The 26,107-nt window shown below is 69.1% G+C and carries 23 protein-coding genes; 5 read left to right on the top strand and 18 right to left on the bottom strand.

Annotated elements, in window-relative coordinates; translation table 11 throughout:
* Positions 1-38: 38 nt before the first annotated feature.
* From K2Y56_RS12680 to K2Y56_RS12660, 5 genes are read right to left on the bottom strand one after another with little or no spacing between them, the layout of a single operon-like run.
* On the bottom strand, positions 39-1,235 hold the full coding sequence (locus K2Y56_RS12680) for a 2Fe-2S iron-sulfur cluster-binding protein (RefSeq protein WP_292507744.1): 1,197 nt from the start codon (positions 1,233-1,235) through the stop codon (positions 39-41).
* Positions 1,232-2,098, bottom strand: a complete 867-nt coding sequence (locus K2Y56_RS12675; RefSeq protein WP_292507742.1) for a xanthine dehydrogenase family protein subunit M — start codon at positions 2,096-2,098, stop codon at positions 1,232-1,234. Before K2Y56_RS12675 ends, K2Y56_RS12680 begins: the two co-directional genes overlap by 4 nt.
* Positions 2,095-4,449, bottom strand: a complete 2,355-nt coding sequence (locus tag K2Y56_RS12670; RefSeq protein WP_292507740.1) for a xanthine dehydrogenase family protein molybdopterin-binding subunit — start codon at positions 4,447-4,449, stop codon at positions 2,095-2,097. Before K2Y56_RS12670 ends, K2Y56_RS12675 begins: the two co-directional genes overlap by 4 nt.
* A complete protein-coding gene (locus K2Y56_RS12665) occupies positions 4,446-5,315 on the bottom strand; it encodes an alpha/beta hydrolase (protein ID WP_292507738.1) in 870 nt (289 codons plus the stop codon). Before K2Y56_RS12665 ends, K2Y56_RS12670 begins: the two co-directional genes overlap by 4 nt.
* A 10-nt stretch (positions 5,316-5,325) precedes the next feature.
* The gene (locus K2Y56_RS12660; protein ID WP_292507737.1) at positions 5,326-6,600 is read right to left on the bottom strand and encodes an amidohydrolase/deacetylase family metallohydrolase; all 1,275 of its coding nucleotides are present in this window, start codon (positions 6,598-6,600) and stop codon (positions 5,326-5,328) included.
* Positions 6,601-6,805: 205 nt separating this feature from the next.
* Between K2Y56_RS12660 and K2Y56_RS12655 the strand changes: the two genes are divergently transcribed.
* Complete coding sequence (locus tag K2Y56_RS12655) at positions 6,806-7,213, top strand: MarR family transcriptional regulator (protein ID WP_292507796.1); 408 nt, start codon at positions 6,806-6,808, stop codon at positions 7,211-7,213.
* A gap of 43 nt (positions 7,214-7,256) precedes the next feature.
* Here K2Y56_RS12655 and K2Y56_RS12650 read toward each other — a convergent pair whose 3' ends face one another.
* From K2Y56_RS12650 to rfbC, 3 genes are all read right to left on the bottom strand, one after another.
* A complete protein-coding gene (locus tag K2Y56_RS12650; RefSeq protein WP_292507736.1) occupies positions 7,257-7,454 on the bottom strand; it encodes a DUF892 family protein in 198 nt (65 codons plus the stop codon).
* A 33-nt stretch (positions 7,455-7,487) separates the two neighbouring features.
* Positions 7,488-7,694 (bottom strand): Rmf/CrpP family protein, encoded by a 207-nt coding sequence (locus K2Y56_RS12645; RefSeq protein ID WP_292507735.1) that lies wholly within the window; start codon positions 7,692-7,694, stop codon positions 7,488-7,490.
* A gap of 84 nt (positions 7,695-7,778) precedes the next feature.
* The gene (rfbC, locus tag K2Y56_RS12640; protein ID WP_292507734.1) at positions 7,779-8,330 is read right to left on the bottom strand and encodes a dTDP-4-dehydrorhamnose 3,5-epimerase; all 552 of its coding nucleotides are present in this window, start codon (positions 8,328-8,330) and stop codon (positions 7,779-7,781) included.
* Between the two features lie 287 nt (positions 8,331-8,617).
* Between rfbC and K2Y56_RS12635 the strand changes: the two genes are divergently transcribed.
* Positions 8,618-8,989 carry a DUF2147 domain-containing protein gene (locus K2Y56_RS12635; protein ID WP_292507794.1) on the top strand — a complete coding sequence of 124 codons (372 nt, stop codon included), beginning with the start codon at positions 8,618-8,620 and terminating at the stop codon, positions 8,987-8,989.
* Positions 8,990-9,033: 44 nt separating this feature from the next.
* Here K2Y56_RS12635 and alaS read toward each other — a convergent pair whose 3' ends face one another.
* The gene (alaS, locus tag K2Y56_RS12630) at positions 9,034-11,718 is read right to left on the bottom strand and encodes an alanine--tRNA ligase (protein ID WP_292507733.1); all 2,685 of its coding nucleotides are present in this window, start codon (positions 11,716-11,718) and stop codon (positions 9,034-9,036) included.
* A 212-nt stretch (positions 11,719-11,930) separates the two neighbouring features.
* Here alaS and K2Y56_RS12625 point away from each other — a divergent pair, with 212 nt between their 5' ends.
* Positions 11,931-12,347: an MAPEG family protein gene (locus tag K2Y56_RS12625; protein WP_292507732.1), complete on the top strand. Its 417-nt coding sequence runs from the start codon at positions 11,931-11,933 to the stop codon at positions 12,345-12,347.
* Positions 12,348-12,495: 148 nt separating this feature from the next.
* On the opposite strand, the gene recA is transcribed toward K2Y56_RS12625, so the two are convergent.
* The 8 genes from recA to flgB form a co-directional block, all read right to left on the bottom strand.
* The gene (recA, locus tag K2Y56_RS12620; protein ID WP_292507731.1) at positions 12,496-13,587 is read right to left on the bottom strand and encodes a recombinase RecA; all 1,092 of its coding nucleotides are present in this window, start codon (positions 13,585-13,587) and stop codon (positions 12,496-12,498) included.
* A 117-nt stretch (positions 13,588-13,704) separates the two neighbouring features.
* Positions 13,705-16,374: a cell cycle histidine kinase CckA gene (cckA, locus tag K2Y56_RS12615; protein WP_292507730.1), complete on the bottom strand. Its 2,670-nt coding sequence runs from the start codon at positions 16,372-16,374 to the stop codon at positions 13,705-13,707.
* A 135-nt stretch (positions 16,375-16,509) separates the two neighbouring features.
* Positions 16,510-17,577 (bottom strand): flagellar biosynthesis protein FlhB, encoded by a 1,068-nt coding sequence (gene flhB / locus K2Y56_RS12610; protein WP_292507729.1) that lies wholly within the window; start codon positions 17,575-17,577, stop codon positions 16,510-16,512.
* Positions 17,578-17,633: 56 nt separating this feature from the next.
* Positions 17,634-18,398, bottom strand: a complete 765-nt coding sequence (fliR, locus tag K2Y56_RS12605) for a flagellar biosynthetic protein FliR (protein WP_292507728.1) — start codon at positions 18,396-18,398, stop codon at positions 17,634-17,636.
* Between the two features lie 20 nt (positions 18,399-18,418).
* Positions 18,419-18,685: a flagellar biosynthesis protein FliQ gene (gene fliQ / locus K2Y56_RS12600; RefSeq protein WP_292507727.1), complete on the bottom strand. Its 267-nt coding sequence runs from the start codon at positions 18,683-18,685 to the stop codon at positions 18,419-18,421.
* A 129-nt stretch (positions 18,686-18,814) separates the two neighbouring features.
* On the bottom strand, positions 18,815-19,132 hold the full coding sequence (fliE, locus tag K2Y56_RS12595; protein WP_292507726.1) for a flagellar hook-basal body complex protein FliE: 318 nt from the start codon (positions 19,130-19,132) through the stop codon (positions 18,815-18,817).
* A gap of 36 nt (positions 19,133-19,168) precedes the next feature.
* Positions 19,169-19,579: a flagellar basal body rod protein FlgC gene (gene flgC / locus K2Y56_RS12590; RefSeq protein WP_292507725.1), complete on the bottom strand. Its 411-nt coding sequence runs from the start codon at positions 19,577-19,579 to the stop codon at positions 19,169-19,171.
* A gap of 34 nt (positions 19,580-19,613) precedes the next feature.
* Complete coding sequence (flgB, locus tag K2Y56_RS12585; RefSeq protein ID WP_292507724.1) at positions 19,614-20,039, bottom strand: flagellar basal body rod protein FlgB; 426 nt, start codon at positions 20,037-20,039, stop codon at positions 19,614-19,616.
* Positions 20,040-20,265: 226 nt separating this feature from the next.
* Here flgB and K2Y56_RS12580 point away from each other — a divergent pair, with 226 nt between their 5' ends.
* Complete coding sequence (locus K2Y56_RS12580; RefSeq protein WP_292507723.1) at positions 20,266-21,783, top strand: hypothetical protein; 1,518 nt, start codon at positions 20,266-20,268, stop codon at positions 21,781-21,783.
* A 132-nt stretch (positions 21,784-21,915) separates the two neighbouring features.
* Positions 21,916-22,707, top strand: coding sequence for a flagellar type III secretion system pore protein FliP (gene fliP, locus K2Y56_RS12575; protein WP_292507722.1), 792 nt, complete (start codon positions 21,916-21,918; stop codon positions 22,705-22,707).
* A gap of 8 nt (positions 22,708-22,715) precedes the next feature.
* Here fliP and K2Y56_RS12570 read toward each other — a convergent pair whose 3' ends face one another.
* On the bottom strand, positions 22,716-26,081 hold the full coding sequence (locus K2Y56_RS12570; protein ID WP_292507721.1) for a hypothetical protein: 3,366 nt from the start codon (positions 26,079-26,081) through the stop codon (positions 22,716-22,718).
* Between the last annotated feature and the right edge of the window lie 26 nt (positions 26,082-26,107).

Here is a 26,107-nt window from a genome sequence, read left to right as displayed (position 1 = left end):
CGTGTCTCCGGTGGGGCGGGGTGGGGCGCGGGATGAGGTCAGGAGCGGCCGAGCCACGCCGCGATGCGAGCGCGGACGAGGCCGAGGAGGAGGCGAAGGGGATTGAGGCCAGAGGCCGGGGGAGCGATGCCCGAGAGGCATGCATCGAGGTTGCGCGCGAAATCCGCCGCGATGCGGCCCGCGAGATCGCGAACGAGTCCGGGCCGGCCGAACTGGGCGAGCGGACCGGTCAAGGTATAGCCGACGTCCAGGGTGACCCGGGCCGTGCCGGGTGCCTCGCCAGGAGCGACGCGGTAGCGGATCTCGCCTTCGGTGGCCGAGCGCCCACCGGCATCGCTGCCGGCCCCGCGCACGCGCCCGCTGAGCGCCGCCTCGTCCCGCTCGATCCGGGCACGCCCTCGGAAGGTCGCGGCGATCGGCCCGATCCGCACCTGCAGGCCACCCTCGGCCATGTCGGGTGCGGGCTTTCCGGTCAGCACGGCGCCGGGCAGGCAGGCGGCCACAGCCTTGATGTCGCCGAGGAGCGCGAAGACCGCGTCCGGCGGATGGACGAAGTCGATCGCTTGCGTGAAGCGGTGGGCCGGCTCGAAGGCGCCGGCAAGGTCTTGCGACATGGCGGGTGCGAGCGAAGCCGGCCGCTCCGCCAGCGGCCGAAGGGGCGCGGCGACCGCCTCGCCGATGCGGGCGCCGACAGGACCGAGGGCGCGCGCCGCGCCAGCCTCGGGGGCAATACCGCCCGCGCGCCGCGCCGCGATCACACTCATCACCGCCCGGACGATGCCCGCATAGCCGGTGCAGCGGCAGAGATTGCCCGAGAGGCCGATGCGGATTCGCCGCTCGTCGGCATCGGGCAGGCGCAGGACGAGGTCGCGCGCGGCCACCAGCATGCCGGGGGTGCAGTAGCCGCACTGAAGGGCATGCTCGCGGTTGAAGGCGGCACGAAGCTCCGCCGCGACCGGATCGTCGTCGAGGCCCTCGATCGTCGTCACCGAGGCGCCCGCGCAGGCGCCAGCGAAGGTGAGGCAGGCCCGCGCCGGCTCGCCGTCGAGGAGAACTGTGCAGGCGCCGCAAACGCCGTGCTCGCAGCCGAGATGGGTCCCTGTGAGGTCGAGGTGCTCGCGCAGGACATCGCCGAGATGGCTCCTCGGCTCGGCCTCGATCCGCCGAAACCGACCGTTCACCGTCAGCGAAAGGGCGATTCGGCCCGCCGCAGGTTCTGCCAGCCCGGCGCTCATGCGGCCTCCGGCAGAAGCGACCGAACGGGTCTGGCCGCCTGCGCCACCGCGCGGGCCAGCACCGTGACGTGGATGTGGCGGTCCACCGGGTCCGTCATGCCGGAAGCAGCGAGGACGGAATCGGCGGTTCGCGCATCGAAGCACGTGGCGAAGTCGGGTCCGATGCGGCCGCCGAAGAGCGGACTGGCGTCGGCAAGGAGCAGGGGTGGCCCTTCGACGGCACCGATCACGGCGCGGCAACGACCGGCTTCGGGTTCGAGCCGCACGGCCGCGATGGCATGAGCGAACTCGCCGATCTTGGCGCAGTGCTTGACGTAGCCCCAGGCGGCGCCCTCCGGCATCGCCGGTATGCGGATGGCGACCAGCATCTCGCCGGGGCTCAGCGCGACGTCGAGCGCACCGGTGACGAAACGCTCGACCGGCATGGTGCGGCGACCGTTCCGGCCGGCGATCTCGACCTCGGCTCCGAGGGCGGTCAACGCGCTCAACCAATCGGCGGCGGGGTCGGCGTGGACGAGGCTGCCGCCGATCGTGCCGCGGTTGCGCACCGGCCGGTAGGCGATGGCGGCGGCGACCCGCTGCAAGGCGCCGCCGGTGAGGTCTGGCACGCGTCCGTCCTCGATATCGGCATGCGTCACGCAGGCGCCCAGAACGAGGACGTTGTCCTCGACCCTTGCCTGGCGCAATTCCGCAATCCCGGTGATGTCGAGGACGAGGTCCGGCTCGACGAGGCGCAGGTTGAGCATCGGGCCGAGGGACTGGCCGCCGGCGATCAGCTTCACGCTCCCCGGCGCCGTAGCGAGGCGCTCGACGAGCGCGGCCAGATCCGCCGGGCGCTCCCAGGCGAAGGGCGCGGGCTTCATGCGGCTTCCCTCGCGTGGTCGGAGCCAAGACGGGCAGCGAGCACCGCCTCCACGATCCGCCGCGGGGTGATGGGGGAATGCAGCATCTCGACGCCGAGCGGCGCGAGCGCGTCGTTGATCGCGTTGGCGAGCGCGGCCGGCGGAGCGATGGCGCCGCCCTCGCCGATGCCCTTCTGGCCGAAGCGCGTGTAGGGCGAGGGCGTCTCCATGTGGTCAATGCGGGCCATCGGCACCTCCGCCGCGCCGGGCAGCAGATAGTCGGCGAAGGTCGAGGCGAGCGGCTGGCCGCGGGCGTCGAAACGCATCTCCTCGTACAGGGCCGTGCCGACGCCCTGAGCGAGGCCGCCGTAGATCTGGCCGTCCACCACGAGGGGGTTCACCAGGGTGCCGCCATCCTCGACGATGACGTAGTCGAGGATCTCGACCGCCCCGAGATCTGGGTCGACCGCCACCAATGCGGCATGCGCCGCGTAGGAGAAGGTGCCGGAATCGCGCCGCGGCTTGTATCCGGCGGTGACTTCGAGGCCGCCCGGATCGGTATCGGGCGCCAGATCCTGCGGGCGCCGGTACCAGGTGCGCGCGATGGTCTCCAGCGGCACGTCGCCGGAGGGTCCGACCACGTGTCCGCCCTCGAAGCGGCACTCGTCAGGCCGAGCCTGAAGCAGGTGGGCGCCGATCCGTACCGCGCGGTCGCGCAGAGCCTCGCAGGCCGCCGCCACCGCGCCGCCGGCCATCACCATGACCCGCGAGCCCCAGGAGCCGGTGGAATAGGGCGTCATCGCCGTATCGCCGTGGACGAGGCGGGTGCGCGCCACCGGAATGCCGAGGATCTCATGGGCGACCTGAGCCAGCGTCGTCTCCAGGCCCTGGCCGTGCGAATGTGCGCCGATCCTGAGTTCGAGGCCGCCATCCGGGGTGAGGCGGGCGCTCGCCTGCTCGTGGCCCGGCACCATCGGGATGCCCCAGCCGGAATAGACGGACGTCCCGTGCGCCGCTTGCTCACAGTAGATCGCCAATCCGAGGCCGATCCGACGGCCATCCGGCTCAAGGCCGCGCTGGCGGGCGCGAACCGCCTCGGCGTCGACGGCCTTCAGCGCGCGAGCCAGCGCCTGCGGATAGTCGCCGCTGTCGAAATGCTTCTTGGTGATGTTCTCGAACGGCATCTGGTCCGGCCGGACGAGGTTCTTCTCCCGCACCGTTTCGGGCGAGATACGGGCCTCGCGGGCGACAGCGTCGAGCACGAGTTCAAGGGCGAAGCAGACGCCGGTGCGGGCAACGCCGCGGTAAGGCAGGATCGGGCATTTGTTGGTCGCGACCGACCAGGTGCGGCAGCGATAGGCCGGGAAGTCGTAGGGTCCGGGCAGGATGCTGGCGACCTGCGCGGCTTCGAGGCAGGCCGAGAACGGGTAGGCGGAATAGGCACCGGAATCGACGATCGCCTCGCAATCGATGCCGCGCAACCGGCCGTCGCGCTCGGCATAGGCGGTGATGCGGTAATGGTGCTCGCGGCAATTGGCGTTGGCGGTGAGGTGCTCGCGCCGGTCCTCCAGCCACCGGACAGGATGCCCGAGCCGCAGGGCGAGCCAGGACAGGGCCACGTCCTCGGGCAACAGGATCGCCTTGTAGCCGAAGCCGCCGCCGACATCGGGCGAGACGATGCGGATGCGGCCCTGCTCGATGCCGAGACATTCCGAGAGGCCGTTGCGCACGATATGAGGCATCTGGCTCGCGGTGTGGACGACGAGCTGGTCGAGGCGGTGGTCGAGATGCACCACCGTGCCGCGGCCCTCGATCGGTGCCATGCATTGCCGGCCCGTCGAGATGGTGCGGCTCACCGTGATCGGCGCATCGAGGGCGGATGCGATGTCGATGTCGACCAGCGTCTCCAGGAAGACGTTGTCGCCCCAATGCTCGTGGACGAGGGCAGAGCCCGGCTCGCGTGCGGCCAGCATGTCGTGCACGGCCGGCAGCTCCTCGAGATCGAGGACCACGGATGCGGCGATATCCTCGGCCTCGGCTCGGGTCGGGGCGACGCACATGGCGACGAGCTCGCCGACCTGCCGCACCTTGCCGATGGCCAGAACCGGCTGCTCGGAGGCCTTGAAGCCAGGGAGCCCCGAGACCGCGCGGATCGGCAGGACGCCGTCGAGGTCGGCCGCGGTGAAGACCCGATCGCGATAGGCGTCCGGCACATGGATCGCGCGGATTCGAGCATGGGCGAGGGGGCTGCGGACGAAGGCGACGTCCTGCATGCCGGGCAGGCGAATGTCGCCGACATATTGTCCGCGCCCCCGCATCAGGCGATCGTCCTCCTTGCGGGGGAGCGGGGCGCCGACGCCCTCGGCGCTCATCGGGCGCCTCCGAGGAGGTCCTGAGCGGCGCGGACGAGCAGGCCGTCGTGCCTTCGGAACTCGTCGAGGATCGAGAAATGGTCGGCGCCCGGTACCGGCAGCAGGGCGCCGGAGGCATGGGCGGCGCTGCGCGAGGCGTGGAGATTGCGCCCGTCATGGACGAGGGCGGGAAGCTCGCGGCTTCCATAGGCGATCGTCATGGGCTTCTGAACGACGGGGAGCCGCAGCGGCGAGAGGGTCTCGATCTCCGCGTCGGTGAGCTTGAGCTTCTCGTTCAGGTAGGTCTCGCGGATCGGCGCGAGGTCGTAGACGCCCGAGATCGCGAGGGCCGCCGTCACCGCCCGGTGCCCCAGATGAAGCGCGGCGAGCTGTGCCCCCGCCGACCAGCCGGCGAGGACGATGGAGCCGCCGATCCGGTGCTTGGCACCGTGCTCGGCGAGCCAGTCGAGGGCGGTGCCGATCTCCCCGACGATGGCCCCGAGGCTGGCATCCGGCGCCAGCGTGTAGCCCGGCATCGCCACGGACCAGCCGGCCGCGTTCGGTCCTTCCGCGAAGCAGGCGAAATCGGCCCTGGCGTTGCGCTGCCAGTAGCCGCCATGGACGAAGACGAGGCAGGGCGCGGCGGGATCAGCCGCGGGATAGAGGTCGAACGCTTGGCGGGCGCCCTGACCATAGCGAATGTCGAGGCTGCCAGCATGCGTGGCCCGATAATCGGCAGAGGCCGCGTTGCGTGCGGCGATCTGCGCGGCGCTGTCGGCGACGCTCGCATTGTTGTCGAAGCATGCGCCCCTCGCCGCATGGTCGAGCCGGTCCCAGGCGCGGCGAGGATCGGCTGGCGTCGGGTCGTCGATGACAAAGGCGGGCACCGGTGCCACCTCAGGCCGCGATCGCCTGTGGCAGGATCGGCGAATCGGCCTCGAAGCGCTTGCCCGCGCGGAGGCAGAAGGCAGGGCGCAGCAGGCGCTCGGCCACGACCCTCGTGTCCTCGTTGTCGCGAAGGAGGAAACGGCCGCGATCGTCGTGCAGGACCGAGACGTCGGCCGCAAAGCCGATCGTCAGCGCGCCGATGCGGTCGCTCATGCGCAGCATCTCTGCCGGGTGCGAGGTCACCATCGGCACCACCTCCTCGAACGGGATCCCCAGCGCCATCATCGAGCTCATCGCCTGGGTGAGACTGAAGCGGGCCTGGCCGAGGAAGGGATGGTTCTCGTCGTCGTGGTGCTCGTCGGGGGTTCCGGCGGGTTGGGGCACCTCGGTGTTGTAGCCGTGCATGTCGGCGCCGAGCGTATAGGGGATCACCCCGGCCGGCAGCGAGGCGCGGGCGACCCGGTAGGAGAAGTGGCTGCCATGGCCGACATCGACCTTCAGCCCCGCATCCATCGCCCGGCGGATGATGTGATGGACTTCGCCCGCCTCGTTGATGAAGCCGCCCGGATGGCGGGTGAACGGGTGGGCCAGCACGTCTCCGGGGCGCAGCAGCGGGATCACCCGTTCGACGATGGTGTCGGCATCTTCGCCATTGGCACCGGATTCCGGCAGGCCCCAGAGCTGGCCGAAATGCACGTAGAGCGGCAGGTCGGCCTGCCGGCTGATCTCGGCGGCCATCTCCATGACCTTGATGCCCCAGCGGGCGAAGCCGCCGATCTCGGCATGGCCCTTGATGCCGCGCACGAGGTCCCGGTTCTCGACGGCCGATTTCACGGTCGCGTCGATGTCGACGCCGTCCGGGCTGTAGAGGTTCGGGTAGAAATGCCCTTCGAGGCCGCCGACGAGATAGGCGGATAGGAAGGCCAGGGCCTGGGTCTCCGCCTTCTCCGCGATGAAGTGGCGAAAGCCCGGCAGCGTCATGCAGGACGCGCCGCCCTGGTCCACCACCGTGGTGACGCCCGAGCGCACGCCGACCATGTCGGCGTTCAGTCCGAAACGGCCTGTGACGTATTGATAGACATGGGCGTGGGTGTCGATCATGCCGGGCAGGACGAGCTTGCCCGAGACGTCGACGACCTCGGCGGCGGCGGAGGGCAGGATCGCCTCCTCGACCGCGGCGATGCGACCGTCGCGAACCGCCACGTCGCGGATGCCATCGATGCCGGAGACGGGGCAGATGACCCGTCCACCGCGCAGGATCAGATCGAAACGGCGATCGTCCATCACTCGGCCCCGTTCTTGCCAAAAGCGCAGTATGCTTCGCATCGACGCAATGCATGCGACGTGCCAGGGCAGGGTTGTTCGACGGTGAGGCTTGATGGAAGAGGTCGCGGCTGCTTCGGCGAAGAGCCTACAGACGGTGGAGGGCCACCAGCCCTGTCAGGAGCCATGGCTCCTCTGGGAGCGACCCGGCTTTCTCGCACGCCGGATGCACCAGATCCATGTGAGCCTGTTCTCGGAGCGTTGTGCCGAATTTCGCATCACGCCGCTGCAATACAGCCTGCTCTCGCAGCTCCGGGAGCTGCGCGAAGCCGACCAGACGACGCTCGCAAACGCGGTGGCCCTCGACCGAACGACGACGACCGGCGCCCTCAAGCGCCTCGCTGGCCGCGGATTGGTCAGCCGATCGATCTCGCCGACCGATCGCCGCGCGCAGGTCTGTCGCCTCACTCCTGCGGGAGAAGCGCTTCACGCCGCGATGGAGGGGGCGGCCCGGGACGCTCACGCCCGGACGGTCGACGCGCTCACGGACGCGGATCGGCACCACCTCATCCGCCTCCTGCAGCAGGTCGTGTCCGGCCATGATCATCGTCATGGCGACGCCGATCTGAGCTAAGCATTCCGGTCGACATACGCACCGGTCAGAGCTCACGAAGGGATCAAGCGGCGACCTGGCTGGCGAACTCGTCGGCCCGACTGATCTCGCACATCGACTGCTCGAGCTTTGCTTCATCGTCGGACTTGCCAAAGGCCTTGGCGCGACCCGCCGCAGTCCCGAACCCGGGAAGGCCGTGATGGGCCATACGCTGATCCTGCGCGACGAGCGTCGCGCCCTTGAGCATGGTGTCCTCCGGCACCGAAACGCTGCCTGCCTGCGCGAGGGGCGCCGATCATTGATCGAGCCCCGAGGATGTGCGGCTCGTGCAAGGGGCGAGGTCCGGTCCCGCATCGGAAGGCGTGCCGTCGTAGCCCTCGAACCAGGCACTCCGCTCGGCCGATCCGGCGGGATAGGGGCAGGCGTCCTTTGGCCGGCCTATCGCGCGAGCGTGAGCGCCCTCAGCTACGGGGTCCTTCGTCTTGGGATGCTGCTTGTCCATGGCCGCCTCCGCGTCGGGACAGGTTCCCGACGACAACGCCGCCAATCGGGGGACAGCCTCATCCCGCTTCTTGCAGCGGAGCGATCAGAAAAGGATGGGCAGGTCCGCCATCCTGGGCGCGGCGCGATCCTTGTCGGAGAGATGCGCCTCGGCCTCCGCCACCGGCCAGACGATGCCGAGACCCGGATCGTTCCACGTGATCGCCCGGTCATGCTCGCGGCTGTAATAGGCGTCGACCTTGTAGGCGATCACCGTGTCGGGCTCGAGGGTGCAGAAGCCGTGGGCGAAGCCGGCCGGCACGAAGAGCTGCTCGCCACCCTCGGCATCGAGACGCACGGCGACATGGCGGCCGAAGGTCGGCGAGTCCCGGCGAATGTCGACGGCGACATCGAGGATGCTGCCCGAGAGCACCCGTACGAGCTTGGCCTGCGCGGCCGGTGCGAGCTGGAAATGCAGGCCCCGGATCGTGCCCTTGGGACCCGAAAAGGACTGGTTGTCCTGGACGAAGCCGTTGGCGATGCCGTTCGCCGCCAGGATATCGGCGCGGAAGGTCTCCGAGAACCAGCCGCGGGCATCGCCGTGGCGGACCGGCACGACGCGCTTGACCGCAGGGATCTCCGTCTCGATCACACGCATTGCTGCCGTCTCCTGAAGGATCGTCCGTCGACCCGGCGCCCGCGCGTTCTGGTGATATCGGGGTGGCTCCGTCAAGGCTGGCGACCTCGCCCCGGGCTCCGGACGGCGACGTATGGAGCACAGGTTGCAAGCCGCTTGCGAGAGCCGTCCGCGCCGCGTTATGCCTTTGATCGGCAAAGCCGAGCCGGCCGCAAAGACGCCGCGTCGGTGCTGTTTGGGAGGAATGATACGTGAGATCGACACGACAGCTGCGTTGGGCCCTAGCTGCCATCGTCTCGGGAGCCCTGATGGCTCCTGCGGCCGCCCTCGCGCAGAAAGGGGCCGACCCCACCGGGACATGGCTCACCGAGAACGGCGACTCGAAGATCAAGATCTCGCGCTGCGGCGGTGGCTATTGCGGCTCCATCGCCAGCACCTCCGGCACGGGCCTCGACGCCAACAACCCGGACGCATCCCTGCGCTCGCGCAGCCTCGTCGGCGTCCGCATCCTGAACGCCACGACGGCGAGCTCCGACGGCTACGAGGGCTCGCTCTACAACCCTAAGGACGGGAAGACCTATTCCGGATCGCTCAAGGTCAAGGGACCGAACGCCGTCGAGGTCGCCGGCTGCGTCATGGGCGTATTCTGCAAGCGTCAGACCTGGTCGCGGGTGAACTGATCCTGTTCCGAGACCTCGGACCGGGACCGGTCCGAGGTCTCGCCCTACGTGCCAGCGGCCAGGGCCGCCGCGATCGCATCGAGGGCTGCGGCAGCACCGGCGCCGTTCGGACCGCCAGCCTGGGCCATGTCGCGGCGTCCGCCCCCGCCCTTGCCGCCGAGATGGTCGGCGCCGGCACGAACCAGCGCCACGGCGTCGTGACGACCCGTCAGGTCATCGGTCACGCCCACGACGAGACCGGCCTTGCCGTCGGCGGAGATGCCCGCCAGGGCAACGATGCCCGAGCCGAGGCGGGTCTTGCCCTCGTCGGCGAGGCTCTTGAGATCGCGAAGCTCGACGCCCTCGACGACCCGGGCCAGCAGCTTCACGCCGCCGACCTCGCGGATTTCATCTCCGCCGCCAGCACCGCCTCCGCCCATCGCCAGCTTCTTGCGGGCGTCGGTCAATTCGCGCTCCAGGCGGCGGCGCTCCTCGATCAGGTTGGCGAGACGCTCGGGCGCGTCCGAGACCGGCGCCTTGAGAAGGCCGGCGATTTGACTCAGCGTCCGGCTCTCCTGAGCCCGGTGGCGGCGGGCGGCATCGGCGGTCATGGCCTCGATCCGGCGCACGCCGGCTCCCACCGCGCTCTCGCCCACCACGGTGATCACGCCGATATCGCCGGTGCGCGCCGCATGGGTGCCGCCGCACAATTCGATCGAGAAGGCCGGCAGGCGGCCGCCCGCCGCCGGGCTGCCTTCATCGGAGACGGGCAGGCCCATCGAGACGACGCGGACCTCGTCGCCGTATTTTTCACCGAAGAGCGCGCGGGCGCCGGAGGCGACCGCCTCGTCCTGCGCCATCAGCTTCGTCACGACCGGGGTATTCTGCAGAAGGACGGCGTTGGCGATGTCCTCCACAGCCCTGACCTCGGCCTCTTCCAGGGGCTTCGGGTGGCTGAAATCGAAGCGCAGGCGCTCGGGGGCCACCAGCGAACCCTTCTGGGCGACATGGTCGCCGAGCACCTGCCGCAGGGCCTCGTGCAGCAAGTGAGTCGCCGAGTGGTTGGCGCGGATCGCAGAGCGGCGCGCATGGTCGACGGCGAGTTCCACCGCCTGGCCCGAGGTCAGGCGCCCCTCCTCGATCGTCACGTGATGGACGAAGAGGTCGCCGAGCTTCTTCTCGGTGGCGCTCACGCGGGCCTTCAAGCCGGCGGCAGCGATCGTCCCGGTATCGCCGACCTGGCCGCCGGATTCGGCGTAGAACGGCGTCTGGTTGAGGAGGACGAGCCCGGTCTCGCCGGCGACCAGCGTCTCGACCTCGGCGCCCTCGCGCAGGAGCGCGGTGACGATGCCCTCGGCGGATTCGGTCTCGTAACCGAGGAACTCGCTGGCGCCGACGCGCTCCCTCACTCCGTACCAGACCGTCTCGGTGGCAGCCTCGCCGGAGCCTACCCAAGCGGCGCGAGCAGCCTTGCGCTGGCGCTCCATCGCCTGGCCGAAGACCTCCGTATCGACGCCGATGCCGCGGGCCTTCAGGGCGTCCTGCGTCAGGTCGAGGGGGAAGCCGTAGGTGTCGTAGAGGGTGAAGGCGGTCTCGCCCGACAGGTTCTGGCCGGCCGACAGACCCTTGGTCTCGTCGTCCAGGATGGCGAGGCCGCGCTCCAGCGTGCGGCGGAAGCGGGTCTCTTCGAGGCGCAGGGTCTCGGTGATCAGACCTTCGGCGCGGACGAGCTCGGGATAGGCCTGGCCCATCTCGCGCAGCAAGGTCGGCACGAGGCGGAACATCACAGGCTCGCGCGAGCCCAGCAATTCGAGATGGCGCATGGCCCGTCGCATGATCCGGCGCAGGACGTAGCCGCGGCCCTCGTTGCCCGGCAGCACGCCGTCGGCGACGAGGAAGGCGGAGGCGCGCAGGTGGTCGGCGATGACCCGGTAGGAGGCGCGGGTGCCGGCTTCGGGCGGGCGCCCGACCGCGTGGGCGACGGCGTCGATCAGCGCCCGGAACAGGTCGGTGTCGTAGTTGCTGGTCACGCCCTGGAGGATGGCGGCCATCCGCTCCAGGCCCATGCCGGTATCGATCGAGGGGCGCGGCAGGGCGAGGCGGTTGCCCGGCTCGACCTGCTCGTATTGCATGAAGACGAGGTTCCAGAATTCGAGGAAGCGGTCGCCGTCCTCGTCCGGGCTGCCGGGAGGGCCACCCTGCAGGCCCGGTCCCTGGTCGATGAAGATTTCCGAGCAGGGGCCGCAGGGGCCGGTATCGCCCATCTGCCAGAAATTGTCGGAGGTGCCGATGCGGATGATCTTGTCGTCGGAGAAGCCGGCGATCCGGCGCCAGAGCCCGGCGGCCTCGTCGTCGTCGGCATAGACCGTCACCAGCAGACGGTCCTTCGATAGGCCGAATTCCTTGGTGATCAGGTTCCAGGCGAGTTCGATCGCCTCAGCCTTGAAGTAGTCGCCGAAGGAGAAGTTGCCGAGCATCTCGAAGAAAGTGTGGTGACGCGCGGTGTAGCCGACATTGTCCAGGTCATTGTGCTTGCCGCCGGCGCGCACGCATTTCTGGGCCGTCGTCGCACGGCTGTAGGGTCGCTTCTCGACGCCGGTGAACACGTTCTTGAATTGCACCATCCCGGCATTGGTGAACATCAGCGTCGGGTCGTTGCGCGGCACGAGCGAGGAGGACGGCAGGGGCTCGTGCCCCGCCTTGGCGAAGTAGTCGAGGAAGGTCGACCGGATCTCGTTAACGCCGCTCATCGCAAATTGACTCTTGGCCTTTAGTCCGCACGGGGATTTCGCGCCGGTTCGGGGGATCAGGGCAACGTGCCGCGCTGAGGCCCTCTTAGGGATCAAGTCGAGCCGAGTCACGCCTTGTGCGCGAGGGGTTTCGGGATCTGCGGCTTCGCTTCAGGCGACGCTCGGGTTAGGAAGCGACGACCCGCCAACGATCCTTCTCGAGGCCGCAATCCATGCCCGTCGAAATTCGCCTTCTCGCCTGGTCCTGCCTGCTCGGCCTCGTCCACATCATCGCGGCCTCGATGAGCGGCGTGCAGCAGCGCGGCGGGTTCGCCTGGGCCGCCGGGAATCGCGAGGGGCGAACGCCCGAAGTGACCGGGGCGGCCTCCCGGCTGGAGAAGGCTTCCAAGAACTTCTTCGAGACCTTTCCGATCTTCGCGGCGCTGGTCCTCGCCTGCGTCGCGCTGGGCCGGCACAACACCGCCGTCGTCATCGGTGCCCACATCTATTTCTGGTCTCGCCTCGCCTACCTGCCGATCTACGGCTTTGGCGTACCGCAGGTGCGCAGCATCATCTGGCTGGTCTCGATCGGCGGTATTCTGCTCGTCATGTGGGGCCTGTTCATCAAGATCCTGCCCTACAGCACCTGAAGGCACCAAAAAAGCCCGCCGCCTTTCGGCAACGGACCTTTCTGAATGGCGGCTTCAGGCGAAGAGATCGAACGTCTTCCCCGTCGTCCGGAGGCGCGTACGGCCTCTGTTTCGTCAGATCGACAGTATCACGCCGGCAGGTCCGGTATCAGGCCTCACCCTCGTCGAGGTCATCCTCGGTGGGCTTGGCGTTCTCAAGGATCTTATCGGCCAGAATTCCGGAATTCTGCCGGATCGCCGCCTCGATCTTGTTGGCGATATCGGGGTTGTCGCGCAGGAAACCCTTGGCGTTCTCGCGGCCCTGGCCGAGGCGCTGGCTCGCATGGGAGAACCAGGCGCCCGACTTCTCGACGATGCCGGCCTTGACCCCGAGATCGACCAGCTCTCCGACTTTCGAGACGCCCTCGCCGAACATGATGTCGAACTCGACCTGCTTGAAGGGCGGGGCGACCTTGTTCTTGACGACCTTGACGCGGACCTGGTTTCCGATGGCCTCGTCCCGATCCTTCAGCGTCGAGATCCGGCGGATGTCGAGGCGCACCGAGGCGTAGAATTTCAGCGCGTTGCCACCCGTCGTGGTCTCAGGCGAGCCGTACATCACGCCGATCTTCATCCGGATCTGGTTGATGAAGATGACCATGCATTTCGAGCGCGAGATCGAGCCGGTGAGCTTGCGCAGGGCCTGGCTCATCAGGCGCGCCTGAAGACCTGGCTGGCTGTCGCCCATCTCGCCCTCGATCTCGGCCCGCGGCGTCAGGGCCGCCACCGAATCGACCACCAGCACGTCGATGGCGCCGGAGCGCACCAGCGTATCGGTGATCTCCAGGGCCTGCTCGCCGGTATCGGGCTGCGAGATCAGGAGGTCGTCGAGCTGGACGCCGAGCTTCCGCGCATAGACCGGGTCGAGGGCATGCTCGGCATCGACGAAGGCGCAGACGCCACCCTTCTTCTGGGCCTCGGCGATCGTGTGGAGGGCGAGCGTCGTCTTGCCCGAGGATTCAGGACCGTAGATCTCGATGACGCGCCCGCGCGGCAGGCCGCCGACGCCGAGGGCGATGTCGAGCCCGAGGGAACCCGTCGAGACGGTCTCGACCTCCGCGACCTTGTCGTTCTTGCCCAGCCGCATGATCGAGCCTTTGCCGAAGGCGCGTTCGATCTGGGACAAGGCGGCATCGATCGCCTTGGCCTTGTCTTTGTCCACCATCGTGGGTTCCACCATCTTCAGCGCGGGCTGGGCCATTCGTCGGCATCCTTATGCAGGGGGCGGGCGCGGGGCTCAAGGCGCCGCTGCTGACGATTTTGTACCTGTTTTGTTCTCAACTGGCAAGCGTGTTCTCCGCGAGCCAGCACCATCCCCTCACTGGGCGATGATCTCTTTCACCGTCTCGACGAGTTGCTTCAGGCTGAAGGGTTTGGGAAGGAAGTTGAAGGTCTCGCCCTCGGGCAGGTTCTTGCGGAAGGCATCCTCGGCATAGCCCGAGACGAAGATGACCTTGAGGTCCGGCCGGTGCTTGCGGAGCTGGCGCAGCAGGGTCGGGCCGTCCATCTCCGGCATTACCACATCGGAGACGACGAGGTCGATCTCCTGGGTCTCGTCGGCGATGATGCGCAGGGCGTCGAGACCGGAAGCCGCCTCGAGCACCGTGTAGCCGCGGGCCGAGAGCGCGCGCATGTTGACGGCGCGGACTGGATCCTCGTCCTCGACGAGGAGGATCGTGCCCTGCCCGGTATGATCGGTGGAGGGTTTTCGCGCGGGCGGGGGGGGCGTCTCGGACTTCGAGCCTCCGACGGGGGCCGGGAGGTCGAGGTTCCGCGCCTGGGGCAACGTGACCTCCGCCACCGGCTCGGCCGCCGGCTCGTGGCGCGGGAAGTAGATCCGGAAGGCCGTCCCCTCGCCGACGATGGACTGCACGTCGATGGTACCGCCGCTCTGCTTGACGATGCCGAATACCGTCGAGAGGCCGAGGCCCGTGCCCTTGCCGATCTCCTTGGTGGTGAAGAACGGCTCGAAGATCTTCTCCATCACGTCGGGCGGGATGCCCTCGCCGGTATCGAGAACCTCGATCAGCACGTGATCACCGGGCGGCGCCCCGGCGCGGCTCTCCGGGGTCACCTCATCGCGGTGGACGACGTTGGCCGTGCGGATCAGGAGGCGACCGCCCTCAGGCATCGCGTCGCGGGCGTTGACCGCGAGGTTCACGATCACCTGCTCGAACTGGTTGACGTCGGCCTTGATCGGCCAGACGTCGCGCCCGTGCTTGAGGTCGAGGTCGACCCGCTCGCCGAGCAGGCGCTTGAGGAGGAGGGTCAGGTCGGCGAGGGCCTCGCCGACATTCATCACCTCCGGCCGCAGGGTCTGGCGCCGCGAGAACGCGAGGAGCTGACGCACGAGGCTCGCCGCCCGGTTGGCGTTCTGCTTGATCTGCATGATGTCCTGGAAGGCCGGATCGGTCGGCCGATGGCTCGCCAGCAGGAGGTCGGAATAGCCGATGATGGCCTGGAGGACGTTGTTGAAATCGTGGGCGATGCCGCCGGCGAGCTGACCGACTGTGTCCATCTTCTGGGTCTGGGCGACCTGCTGCTCGAGCTGGCGCTGTGCCGTGGTGTCGAGGGCGTAGAGGATGACGCGCTCGCGGTCGGACTGGGCAGCGGCGCGCTCCTGGGCCGCGTCGCGCCCGGCCTCGGGCGGGGACGCGGGTTCGCCTCCGGCCGGGCTGAGCCAGACCCTGGCCGAGCGGTTGCCGGCACCGGCTACCGCGATCTCGATCGGCACCACCTCGGCCATTCCGCTCACCGCCTTGGAGAGGGCGGTCTCCAGCGACGGGCGGTCGCGCTCGGCGAGGCCATCCCAGATCGTCGGCTCGGTCGATCCGTCATGGCCGTCCGGGGCCTGACGCGGCATGCCGCCGAAGAGCCTGGCGAAGGAGGCGTTGGCGCGGGCGATGCGGCCGCCGGCATCAAGGGTGGCAATGGCGATCGGACTGCTGTTGAGGAAGCGCGCGAGGCGCACCTCGGCGGCCCGCTGCGGCTCGTCGCTCTCGGCGCCCGCCGAGCGGTTGAGGACGAAGGTGCGCGAGGGGCCGGGCCTGGCGTCCTGGCCGAAGGCGACGCGGTGATAGAGCCGCGCGGGCAGCGGGTGGCCATTGCGCCGGCGCAGGTCCATGTCGAACCGGTCGGTGCGGACCTCGCCGGGCTGGCCCGCAGCCGAGACCAGGATGTCGGCCCCCGGCGCGATGTCGGCGAGCTGAAGCCCGCCGGAGCCGACTGTGGCGAGGTCGTATCCGAGCCAGGAGGCGAGCGTCGCGTTCATGTAGACGATCGAGCCCGCCGGATCGATCGACAGGAACCCGGCGGGGGCGTGATCGAGGTAGTCGATCGCGTGCTGAAGTTCCTGGAAGACGTTCTCCTGGCGCTCGCGCTCGTGGGTGATGTCGCTCACCACCCAGAGGGAGGCGGACTTGCGCGGGCGCTCGATCGGCCGAACTCCGATGCGGAACCAGGCGAAGCTGCGCCCGACCGCGGTCTCCGGCGGCGGCGAGAGACGGATCTCCTCGACATGGCTGCGCCCGTCGCGCGCGGCCTCGGCTAGGCGGTAGATCGCCTCAGACACCTCCGGTGAGCCGACGAAGACCCGTTCCACCGGCTTGAGGTTGCTGAAGGTGTCGCCGCCCGCGATGCGCAGGTAGGACTCGTTGGCGTAGATGATGCGGCCGCCTTCCTCGACCACGATCGCTCCCTCGGGCGCCGCGTCGACGATGCCCTTGGTGATGTCGTCGCGCCCGCTCTGGCCGCTGAACTGGAGCGCGCCGATCGACAGGGCGAAGAGGAAGAAGACGCCGGCCATCGCGAGGAGCGCAAGGAGCCCGAGGATCAGCGGCTGGGCCTGGTCGCTGGCGACGAAGGACAGGCCGACGGACGCCCCGACGAGGACACCGGCCAGCACCAGCAGCAGGCCGACACGGCCCGGCCGTTCGGACCGATCGATGGAACTCGATGCCGGCGTCGTCGGCCCACTCAACTCAGACATCCGGCGTCAACCCACTCGACCGTCGGCCTTGGGTAGCGCCACGGCCTGCGCCGCCGCAAGGGGGCTTCTCTGCAAGGTGCGGAAATCTCTGGCGAAACGATGAGGGATCACGGGATCGCCATCCACGGCCGCTCATCAGGCGACCCGGCGCCGCAGGCGCATCACGAAGCCGATGACCTCGGCGACCGCCCGATAATGCTCGGCCGGGATCTCGTCGTCGATCTCCACCGTCGCGTGGAGCGCGCGGGCGAGGGGCGGGTTCTCCAACACGGGCACGCCGTGCTCGGCGGCAATGGCGCGGATGCGCAGCGCCAGGCTGTCGACGCCCTTGGCGACGCAGATGGGCGCCGCCATGCCGGCCTCGTAGCGCAGGGCGACGGCGTAGTGGGTCGGGTTCGTGACGACGACGGTCGCCTCCGGCACCGCCGCCATCATCCGCTTCTTGCCGCGCGAGGCCCGGATCTGCCTCATGCGGCCCTTGACCTCGGGATTGCCCTCGCTCTCCTTGTGCTCCTGCTTGATCTCCTCCTTCGACATCATCAGGCGCTTGCGCCAGCGGTGACGCTGGTAGAGCGCGTCGGCCAGCGTGAGGGCGACGTAGAAGGCGAGGACGCCGGCGAGCATCTTGAGGACGAGCGTCAGCACCGCGCCCATCGTCGCGGTCGGGTCGAGCCTGACGAACACCTCGAGCCGATCGCGCTCGCCCCACAGGATGAGCCCCGCCACCGTCCCGACGAGGGTGAGCTTGATCAAGCCCTTCAGGAACTGGACCAGCGCTTCCATGCCGAAGATGCGCTTAATCCCTGACATCGGCGAGATCCGCTCGAATTTCAGGCCGATCGCCTCGGTGCTGAACACGGGCGGGTGCTGGGCGAAGCCCGCCGCCAGTCCGGCGACGACGATGACGCCGGCCGGAACCATCAGCGCCTGCGCCCAGATGAGCAGCCCGCGGATCCCCATGGCCTCGTAGGCCGCGGCGTCCGAGGGGACCGCATGCGCGTTCATCAGGAAGGCGCGCATCGAGGTCAGCATCGCTTGCGCGATCGGCCCCGCCGCGAGCAGCAGCACGAGGGTGAACGCCGACAGGATGAAGAAGGTGCTGATCTCAGGGCTGTTGGGGACGTTGCCCTGCTCGATCGCCTTCTCGATCCGTCTCGGGGTCGGGTCTTCTGTCTTGTCTTCCTGCTCTGCACCCTCGGCCACGGATCAGGCTCCACTGTCCAGGCGAGGCAGCGCCAGGAAAGGCAGCGCCAGGATAGTCATCGCCCGGTGAGTTCGCCGAGGTAGCGGCCGATATCGTCGAGGAAGACACCCATCATCACGCCGAGGCTGCCGAACAGCACCACCATGCCGATCAGCACCGAAGCCGGAACCGCGACGAAGAACACCTGCATCTGCGGCATCAGCCGCGATATCACACCGAGGCCGAAATTGAACAGGATGCCGAAGGCGATGAAGGGCGCCGAGATCTGCACCGCGAGGCTGAAGCCGCGCGCCACCGCCTTGAGGGCGAGCTGAGCGGCCTCCCCCATCCCCGGAACCCCGACGGGTGGAAGCAAGATGTAGCTGCGCCCGACGGCGTCGAGGGCGAGATGATGCAGGTCGGTGGCGAGGATCAGGGTGATGCCGAGAAGCTGGAGGAAGTTGCCGAGCGCCGCCTGCTGCCCGCCCTGCGTCGGGTCCACGGTCATGGCGTAGGACAGTCCGAGCTGCTGCGACAGGATCAGGCCGGCGGTCTGCAGGGCGGCGAGCACCATCCTGACCGTCAGACCGAGCATGAGGCCGATCAGCAATTCGCCGATGAGGAGCGTGATGAGGTCCGTGCCGCCGAGCGCCCCGCCCTCCATCGGCAACAAGGGACGCACCATCGGAAACAGGATCAGGCTCACGAGCAGCGCGAAGGCGAGCCGGATCCGCGGCGACACCATGTTCTCGCCCAGGCCCGGCATCAGCATGATCAGCGTACCCACCCGTGCGAAGACGAGGAGGTAAGCCGCCGCGATACCGGGCAGGAGGAGATTCATGCCCGCTCATAGCACGCGGCTCAGCTTCCGGCGACGATGCGGGCGGCGATGCGGGTCATGTAGCCGGCGAGCGCATCGCCCATGAAGGGCAGCATCAGGAGCAGGGCCGCGAACACGGCGACGATCTTGGGCACGTAGATGAGGGTCTGTTCCTGGATCTGGGTCAGGGCCTGAAGCAGCGACACGACGAGGCCGACCGCGAGGGCGACCAGCATCAGCGGGCCCGCCACCTTGAGGAAGACGAAGATCCCGTCGCGCGCGACGTCGAGGATGGCGAGGCCGGTCATGGAGCTGGTTTCGTTTCGCTGTGAGGTTGGTTGCGAGAGCGCCGGAATCGGCCGTGCCGCCCTCCCCGTCATTCCGGGGCGCCGCGGGCGTACCCGGAATGACGGGGTCAGGACGACTATCCGACAATGCTAGATCTGCATCCGCATGATCTCCTCGTAGGCGGAGATCACCCGATCGCGGACGGCGACGAGGGTCTGGAGCGCGGTCTCGCTCTCGGCCACCGCGGTAACCACGTCGACGACGTTGGCCTTGCCGCCGGCGACGGCCAGCGCCTGGGCGTCGGCCTTGGCGCCCGCATCGCCGACCCTGTCCATGGCCGAGGACAGGAGCGCGGAGAATCCGCCCTCCGCACCGGAGGCCGGAGCGACCTTGGGCATCCCTCCCTTGGGAGCCCCGATGTTCTGGATGGCGGCGTAGGCACCGGCCGCGAAGGCGTTGCTGGGCATCGGGGCGGACTTTCAGGGAGGGCGGTGACGGCCGGATCAGGCCTTGAGGATCTCGAGGGTCTTGGAGATCATCCGGCGGGTCGCCGTGATCATGTTGAGGTTGGCCTCGTAGGAGCGCTGGGCCTCGCGCATATCCATGTTCTCGATCAGCCCGTTGACGTTCGGCATCCGGATCTCGCCGCGCGCGTTGGCGGCCGGGTTGCCCGGATCGTACTTGGTCCGGAACGGGGCGGTGTCGCGCTGGACCCGGCCGGCCTCGATCACGGTCGCGCCGGTCTCGCGGTCGACCTGCTGGCGGAAGGTCGGGATCTTGCGGCGATAGGGTTCGGCACCCGGCGACGACGGGGCGGAATCGGCGTTGGCGATGTTCTCGGAGATGACCCGCATCCGGCTCGATTGGGCCTTCAGGCCCGAGGCAGCGACGGTCAGGGATTTCAGGAAGTCCACGGCGCGGTCTCCATCCGGTCAGTGCGGGTTGCGATCAGCGCTTGCCGATGGCGATCTTCAGGGTCTCCATGCTCTTCTGGTAGAGCGTGGCGGCCAGCTGGTAATCGGCTTGGTTCTCGCCGGCCTTCATCATCTCCTCCTCGAGGTTGACGCCGTTGCCGCTCGGGCGGATCTCGAAACCCTTGAAACGGCGCGGATCGGCGCCGGGACCCTCGGGACCGCCGCCGACCGCCATATGGGACGAGCTGGTCTGGGCGAGCCCGACGCTTCCGGCGATCGCCCCTTCCGGCTGCGCGAGGCCGCCGCCGCGCCGGCCGAGATCCGGGGCGGCGAGGTCGCGCGGCTTGAACCCCGGCAGGTCGGCATTGGCGACGTTCTCGGCGAGGAGCTTCTGCCGGGTCTGATGCCACTGCATCCGGGTCCGAAGCATGCCGAGGATGGGGAGGTCTGTGACGGACACGGCGATGAGCCTTCCGCGCACCCTGGTCCGGGTTCGACGCGATGGGCAAAATCTGCCGCCCTCATGGTTAACGGGCGGTTAAGCGACCGAGATTCAACTTGGATACCGGATCGCCGCACTTCCCTGTTAACGAAGTCTTAACGTTATTGCCCGGCCCCCGAGCGATCGTGATACTGGATTGGCGGTGTTGCGTCGGGCTGCCAAGCCCTCCCAGCGAAAGTGACTGGTGTTGTCAGCGTTCTTCGGTTCGGACGGGTCGTTCCTCACACAGTTCGCCATCATCTTTGTGGTGATCTTCGCCGTGCTCGCGGCCATCGTCCTGTTGGTCCGCCGCTTTACCAGGGGCGGCCTGTCGGATGCCGCGAAGACCGGCTCGCGCGGGCGCCAGCCTCGGCTCGGCATCGTCGACGTCTACGAACTCGACCGCCAGCGCCAGTTGATCCTGCTTCGGCGGGACAACGTCGAGCATTTGTTGCTCGTCGGCGGCCCGAACGACGTGGTGATCGAGCGCAACATCAGCCGCGGCAATCACCTGAGACTCGCGAATGACGGGACCGGACGGGACGAGGAGGACGAACCGGCGCCTACGTTTGCCGAACCGGCACTTGCGCCTCCGCCCGAGCCGATCTTCCCGCCGAGAGAGCCGGCACCGGCTCTGCGCACGTCGATCGTGCCGGACCTGAAGGCCGAGCGTCGGCCCGTTAGCGAGCCGAGCCTGGCCGAGCCGGAATCCGTCGAGCCGCCATCAGTGGAGCCGAAACCGCCTGCGCCGTTCTTCCTCTCCCCCCCCGTTCTCCGTCCGGACCGCGACGCGGCATCTTCGCCGCAACCCTCCGCTGAGCCGCCGTCCCCACGCAAGGAAAACGCGTCCATTCCGGCGCGCATCCTCCGCCGGACGCCGCCTCCCCTGGTGAACCCGAAACCCGACGTGGCTTCGGAGCGCGGCCGCGCGCAGGAGACGCCGATCCCGGTGATCCCGGAAGCACCGGAAACCTCTCCATCGGTTTCCCTTCCTCCGGTCATCGCGCCCTCGATCTCGACGCCGCCTGCCCCGACGGCGCCGGCTCCCGCATCCACACGGCCCGTGGCCGTCGAGCAGCCCGATTTCGAAGCAGCCTTCGCCGCAGCCCTGACGCCTCCCGCCGCCCCATCGAGTGTGGCGGCAGCGCCGGAGCCCCAGCCGGCCGCCAAGGTCGACGCCGCGCTCCTCTCGGATATGGCACGCCAGCTCGAGGAAGCGTTGCGGCGCCCTGCCTCGGAAGCGACGACCGCACCAGTGCCCTTCTCCGCGAGCTTTGCCGAAACCTCCACCACGGAGGTCGTGACGGAACCGGCCCCATCTGCCGCGATCCCGGCCGAGCCGGAGCCTGCCCCAATCGTGGAGGCGACGGATCACCAGGATCCCGAGCCCACATCGAATCCCGAGCTGACGTCGCAACCCGAAACCAGGTCGGATGCCGAAGCCACGACGGATCCGATCGCGGCGGCGATGGCGAGCGTCGCCGAGCCCGTGACGGAAGAGCCGGTGGCTAAGGAGCCGGCGACGGAGGGGGATGGCCTTTTCGAGGAGCCCGCTACCCCTGCCGCACAGGCCAAGCCGGAGCCGCCTGCGCCCCCGCAGCCGGAACCCGCCAAACCTGCGAGCCCGGCAACCAGCAATCCATTCTCGGTCGAGGAGATCGAGGCCGAGTTCGCAAGGTTGCTCGGCCGGCCGCTGGAGCGCCCGCTCGACCGCAAGAATTGAACATTCCTGGACGTGGACCCTGCCGTCATTAGGCGAACGGAGTGCCGGGAAAAGCACGCCTTCGGAGTTAGACGGTCAGGGAGGCCCTCGGCGCTTGCGCCGAGGGCGGGGCCGACGCAGGTTGCCGGAGCGATGACCCGCGATCGTTTCCCTACCCCGCCTTCGTTCGAGCGCGAGACCGGCCCCTTGCCTCGCCGCTGGGCAGGGCACGTTCTCGGCGCGATTCTGGTTCTTGGGCTCGCCACGGTTCCGGCAGGTGCGCAGAGCGTCTCTGTGGATCTCGGCGCCGGGGGCGTCACGGAGCGGGCTTTGCAGCTCGTTGCGCTCATCACGGTCCTGGCGCTCGCGCCCTCCGTGCTCGTGATGGCAACCTCATTCACCCGGATCGTCGTCGTCCTGTCGATCCTCCGGTCGGCCCTCGGCACGCAGACCGCTCCGCCCAATACCGTGATCGTCAGCCTCGCCCTGTTCCTCACCGCCTTCGTCATGGCGCCGGTGGGCAAGGAGGCCTACCGCAACGGGATCGAGCCTCTGCTCGCGGGTCAGATCACGCAAGGCGTCGCCTTCGAGCGGGCCTCGGCTCCGTTCAAGACGTTCATGCTCAAGAACGTCCGCGAGAAGGACCTCAAGCTCTTCCTCGACCTTGGCAAGATCCCGACCCCGTCCGGCCCCGAGGCGCTCGGGCTCGAAGTGCTGACGCCGGCCTTCATGATCTCGGAGCTGCGCCGCGCCTTCGAGATCGGGTTCCTGCTGTTCATCCCGTTCCTCGTGATCGACCTTGTCGTCGCCTCGATCCTGATGGCGGTGGGCATGATGATGGTGCCGCCCGCCACCGTCGCGTTGCCGTTCAAGCTGATCTTCTTCGTGCTGGTCGACGGCTGGACCCTGGTGGCTGGCTCGCTGGTGCAGAGCTACGGCACCTAGCCGGCATCTCAGCCCGGTGGCTGAGCGGGCGTTTCCCCCTGCGCCGCGGCGCTCGCTCCGGGCTCGCCTTCGCGCGTGCCGCGCGCCGGCACCGCGCTGTCGGGGTAGCGCTTGCGGTACTCCTTGAGGAAGGCCTGGAGCGTCTCGGCGTTGGTCGCCTTCTGGGCGACCTCACGGAAGCCTGCGCTGCGCACGGCATTGGGCTGCACCAGCAGCGCGAAGGTGCGGGCATCGACGCTCTCGGCCATGGGACCGGCGAACTTGGCGCGCAGGCGCTCGACAGCGAGGGTCTCGCCAGCGAGGCCGTAAGCGATAGCGGCGCGGATCACGTCGGCGCGGGCCGCGTCGTCAAGGGGCGCACGCGAGCGCCAAGCCTCGCCGACCATGGCCTCGTGCGCCTCCCCGGCATCGCGCCAGCGCCGGCCGCTCCAGAGAATGTCGGCGCGCAGGCGCAGGGCGTCGGCTCCGATCTCGCCCTCGATGGTCTCGAGGGCGAGATCCGTGCGCGACAGGTCGGACAGGGATCGCGCGCGCAGCATCGCGCGGGCTCGGCGCAGCTCATCGGGAAGTTCCGGCACGTAGGTGGCGTCGATCACCTGGAGGGCGAGGAGAGGCTTCTCGTCCATGATCCGGATCGCCGCGAGGCGCGCCGCAACGCCGGCCCGGGCCGGTCCCGCCAAGCGATGGTCGATCTGATGCTGCAGCAGCTCACCGGCGGAATCGAGGAGATCGAGCTGGACCAAGCGGTCCGCGAGGCGGCGCACGATCTCGTCGCCGCGCCGGCCGATGGGCGCGAACTCCTTGAAGTCGAAATACAGCGCCACGGCCTCGACACCGGAGAGGCTGGCCGCCTTGTCACCGAGGAACAGGTCGTCGAACAGCGACTGGGCCGCGTCGTGCAGCGTTCGGGTCACCAGGGAATCCGGTGCGATGCCGTTGGCCCGTCGCGCGGCCAGGAGGGCCTGACGCCATTGCCTGGCCTGGGCGTAGAGCTGACTCAGGGCCGCGATGGTGCGGAACTGTGTCTCGCCGCCGTGCCAGGTGAGGAGGAGCGTCTCCAGCCGCTCGGTGGCCTCGGCGATGGTGAGCTTGCCCAGCACCTGACCGAGGATCGCCGCGCGGAGGGTCGCCTCGGCGGCGATCGGACGGTCGAGGGCGTCGGCGAGGCGTTCGTAGGCGGTGAAGGCTGCAGCAGTCCGGCCGGTGACCTCGTCGACGCGGGCCCGCAGGAGGGCGAGCCTGTCCTGGATCGGACGCTCGTTGGCGCGGGCGGTGGCGGTGGTGATCTGGCGCGAGGCCGTCTCCCAGTCGCCGGTCTCGATGGCGGCCTCGGCAGCGCTGGTCCGGAGCAGGGCCTGAAGGTCGTCGGGATAGCGGTCGAGCACTGCGGCAGCGGCACGGAAGGCGGCGTCCGCCTCCGGCCAACGCTCCGACCTGGTGTCGACGTAGCCGGCCCAGAGCCGTGCCTCCGGGTCACGCCGCAAGGCTTCGGAGGTCAGGCTGCGCCTCGCCTCCGCGTTCCGCCCCATCCGTGCGAGGCCGATGCCCGTGAGCACCGCGACGTCACGCTGACTGGCGAGGACCGGATCCTCGGCGCTCGCCGCGGCAAGCACGCCGAGGGCCTCGGGTTCGAGCCGGTTCGCGAGCATGCTTCTGGCGAGGACGAGGCGCAGCGGCCCTCGGGCAGGCCGAAGGGCGGCCGCAGCGGCCTGGAGCTGGTCGGCGAGCAACTCGCGCACGGAGCCCCGCTGCGCCGCCTCCCAGGGTGCACGATCGACGGCCAGGTCGCTGATCGCCACGACGGCAGGCTCGGCGGATCGTGCCACGCCCGAGAGGGCGATGCCGGCCTCGCGATTGATCGAGACGCCGTCGATGTCGGGGCGCACCAGAAGGTCGTCGGCCTGGGCAAGGACGGCGATGCCCTGGCGGCTCTGCAGCAACTCGAGATCGACGAAGACCTGGCGCTTGGGGATGCTGGCCGGCTGCGGGCCGCGGCCGGTGACCACGGCGATGCGCTCTCCGTCGACGTCGAGCCAGGTGGCGCTTCCCGGGCGCGGCAGGTTGATCGCGAGACTGAGCCGGCCGCTTGCCTCGGGCCTGCGCGTCACCATCAGGCTCTCGCTGGCGGCGAGGTTCTCTCCGGCCACGAGTTCCCAGCCGGTGGGCGCCTCAGGACTTCCGGTAGGGATCAGGTCGAACAGGCGGCCCTGCGGGACCGTGAAGCGGAGGACCGCGATGCCGCCGGTGCGAGAAGGCGGGCCCAGGGGGGCAAAGCCCGTGGCCGACTGCGGCAGGCTCACGGGCTCGGCCGTCTCGAAGACGAGCGTTGCGATGCCGGCCCGCTCGAATAACGCAGCCGGCGGCTGGACCTTGAACGGGAAGGGGATGCCCGGTCCCTCGGGACGGACGATGGTGACGGCCGGCGTCTCGCGAGCCGGCGCCGGCTCGGAAGGCTTCATTTCCTCCCTTTGCCGAGGCGCCGAGGCCTCCTGCGGCCGTGCCATCTGGTCCTTCGCGGCCGGGGCCGTCTTGGCCTCCGCCCCCGGTTTGGCCGGAGGCGGAGGCCTTACGAGGTCGAGCGTCGCACCTTCCTCGTCACGGATCGTCCGCACGAGCCATCCGGCGGCGGGAACGACGCGCAGGCTGGCGCCGGTGGGATCGGCCTCGACGGTGAGGCTCTCGATGGCGGGTTTGATGCGGCCGCGGGTGCCGAGGTCGTCGATGCGCCAGGCTCCGGACACGACGAGGCGGGTCTCCTCGCTTCCCTCTTCGAACCGCGGCACCGCTTCCGGCGGCAGGCGCAGGCTCAGGCGCGTGACCGTCGGCAGATGGGAGATCTCCAGGACGAGCCGCCGGGGCTCCGGCGGCGGCGCGGCGGCGCGAAGGGCCGCCTCCGCGGCCTTGGTGCGCCGGAACAACTCGGCCACCGTCTCGGGGGGCAGCGGCGGCGGGAGACCAGTCCAAGTCTCTGCGAGAAGATCGATGAAGACCTGCTCGCCTGCTGTCTGGGTATTGAGACGATAGGGGCGCTGCAGGGCGATGCGCATGCCCGTTCCGTCGGGATCGCGGCGCACGGCGGACACGTAGTCCGGCATCTCGAGGGCGAGCCGCTCGGGACCGGACGGGCTCGCTTCGCCGTAACGCACCACCATCACCGAACCCGAGATGGTCGCCTTCACCGCCACCTGCCCGTCGAAGGTCAGCACGATTCGGCCGTAGCCGCCGCCCTGCATGCCCTTGACGGTGAGGAGCTTGGCGGCTTGAGCCTCGCCGCCAAAGAACTGGCCGCCGGGAAACAGGGCGGCGAGAACCGCCAGGAGGATGATGGCGCGAAGCCCCCCCCATCCTGTCGCGATTCCGGCACCGAGACCCATCGCTGAACGCCAAACCCGACGGCGGC

The sequence above is a fragment of the Methylobacterium sp. genome (assembly GCF_019745455.1).
In the GTDB taxonomy this organism is placed as follows: Bacteria; Pseudomonadota; Alphaproteobacteria; order Rhizobiales; family Beijerinckiaceae; genus Methylobacterium.
Note: the sequence above shows the minus strand (reverse complement) of the source record. Positions and strands in the feature narration are given on the sequence as shown.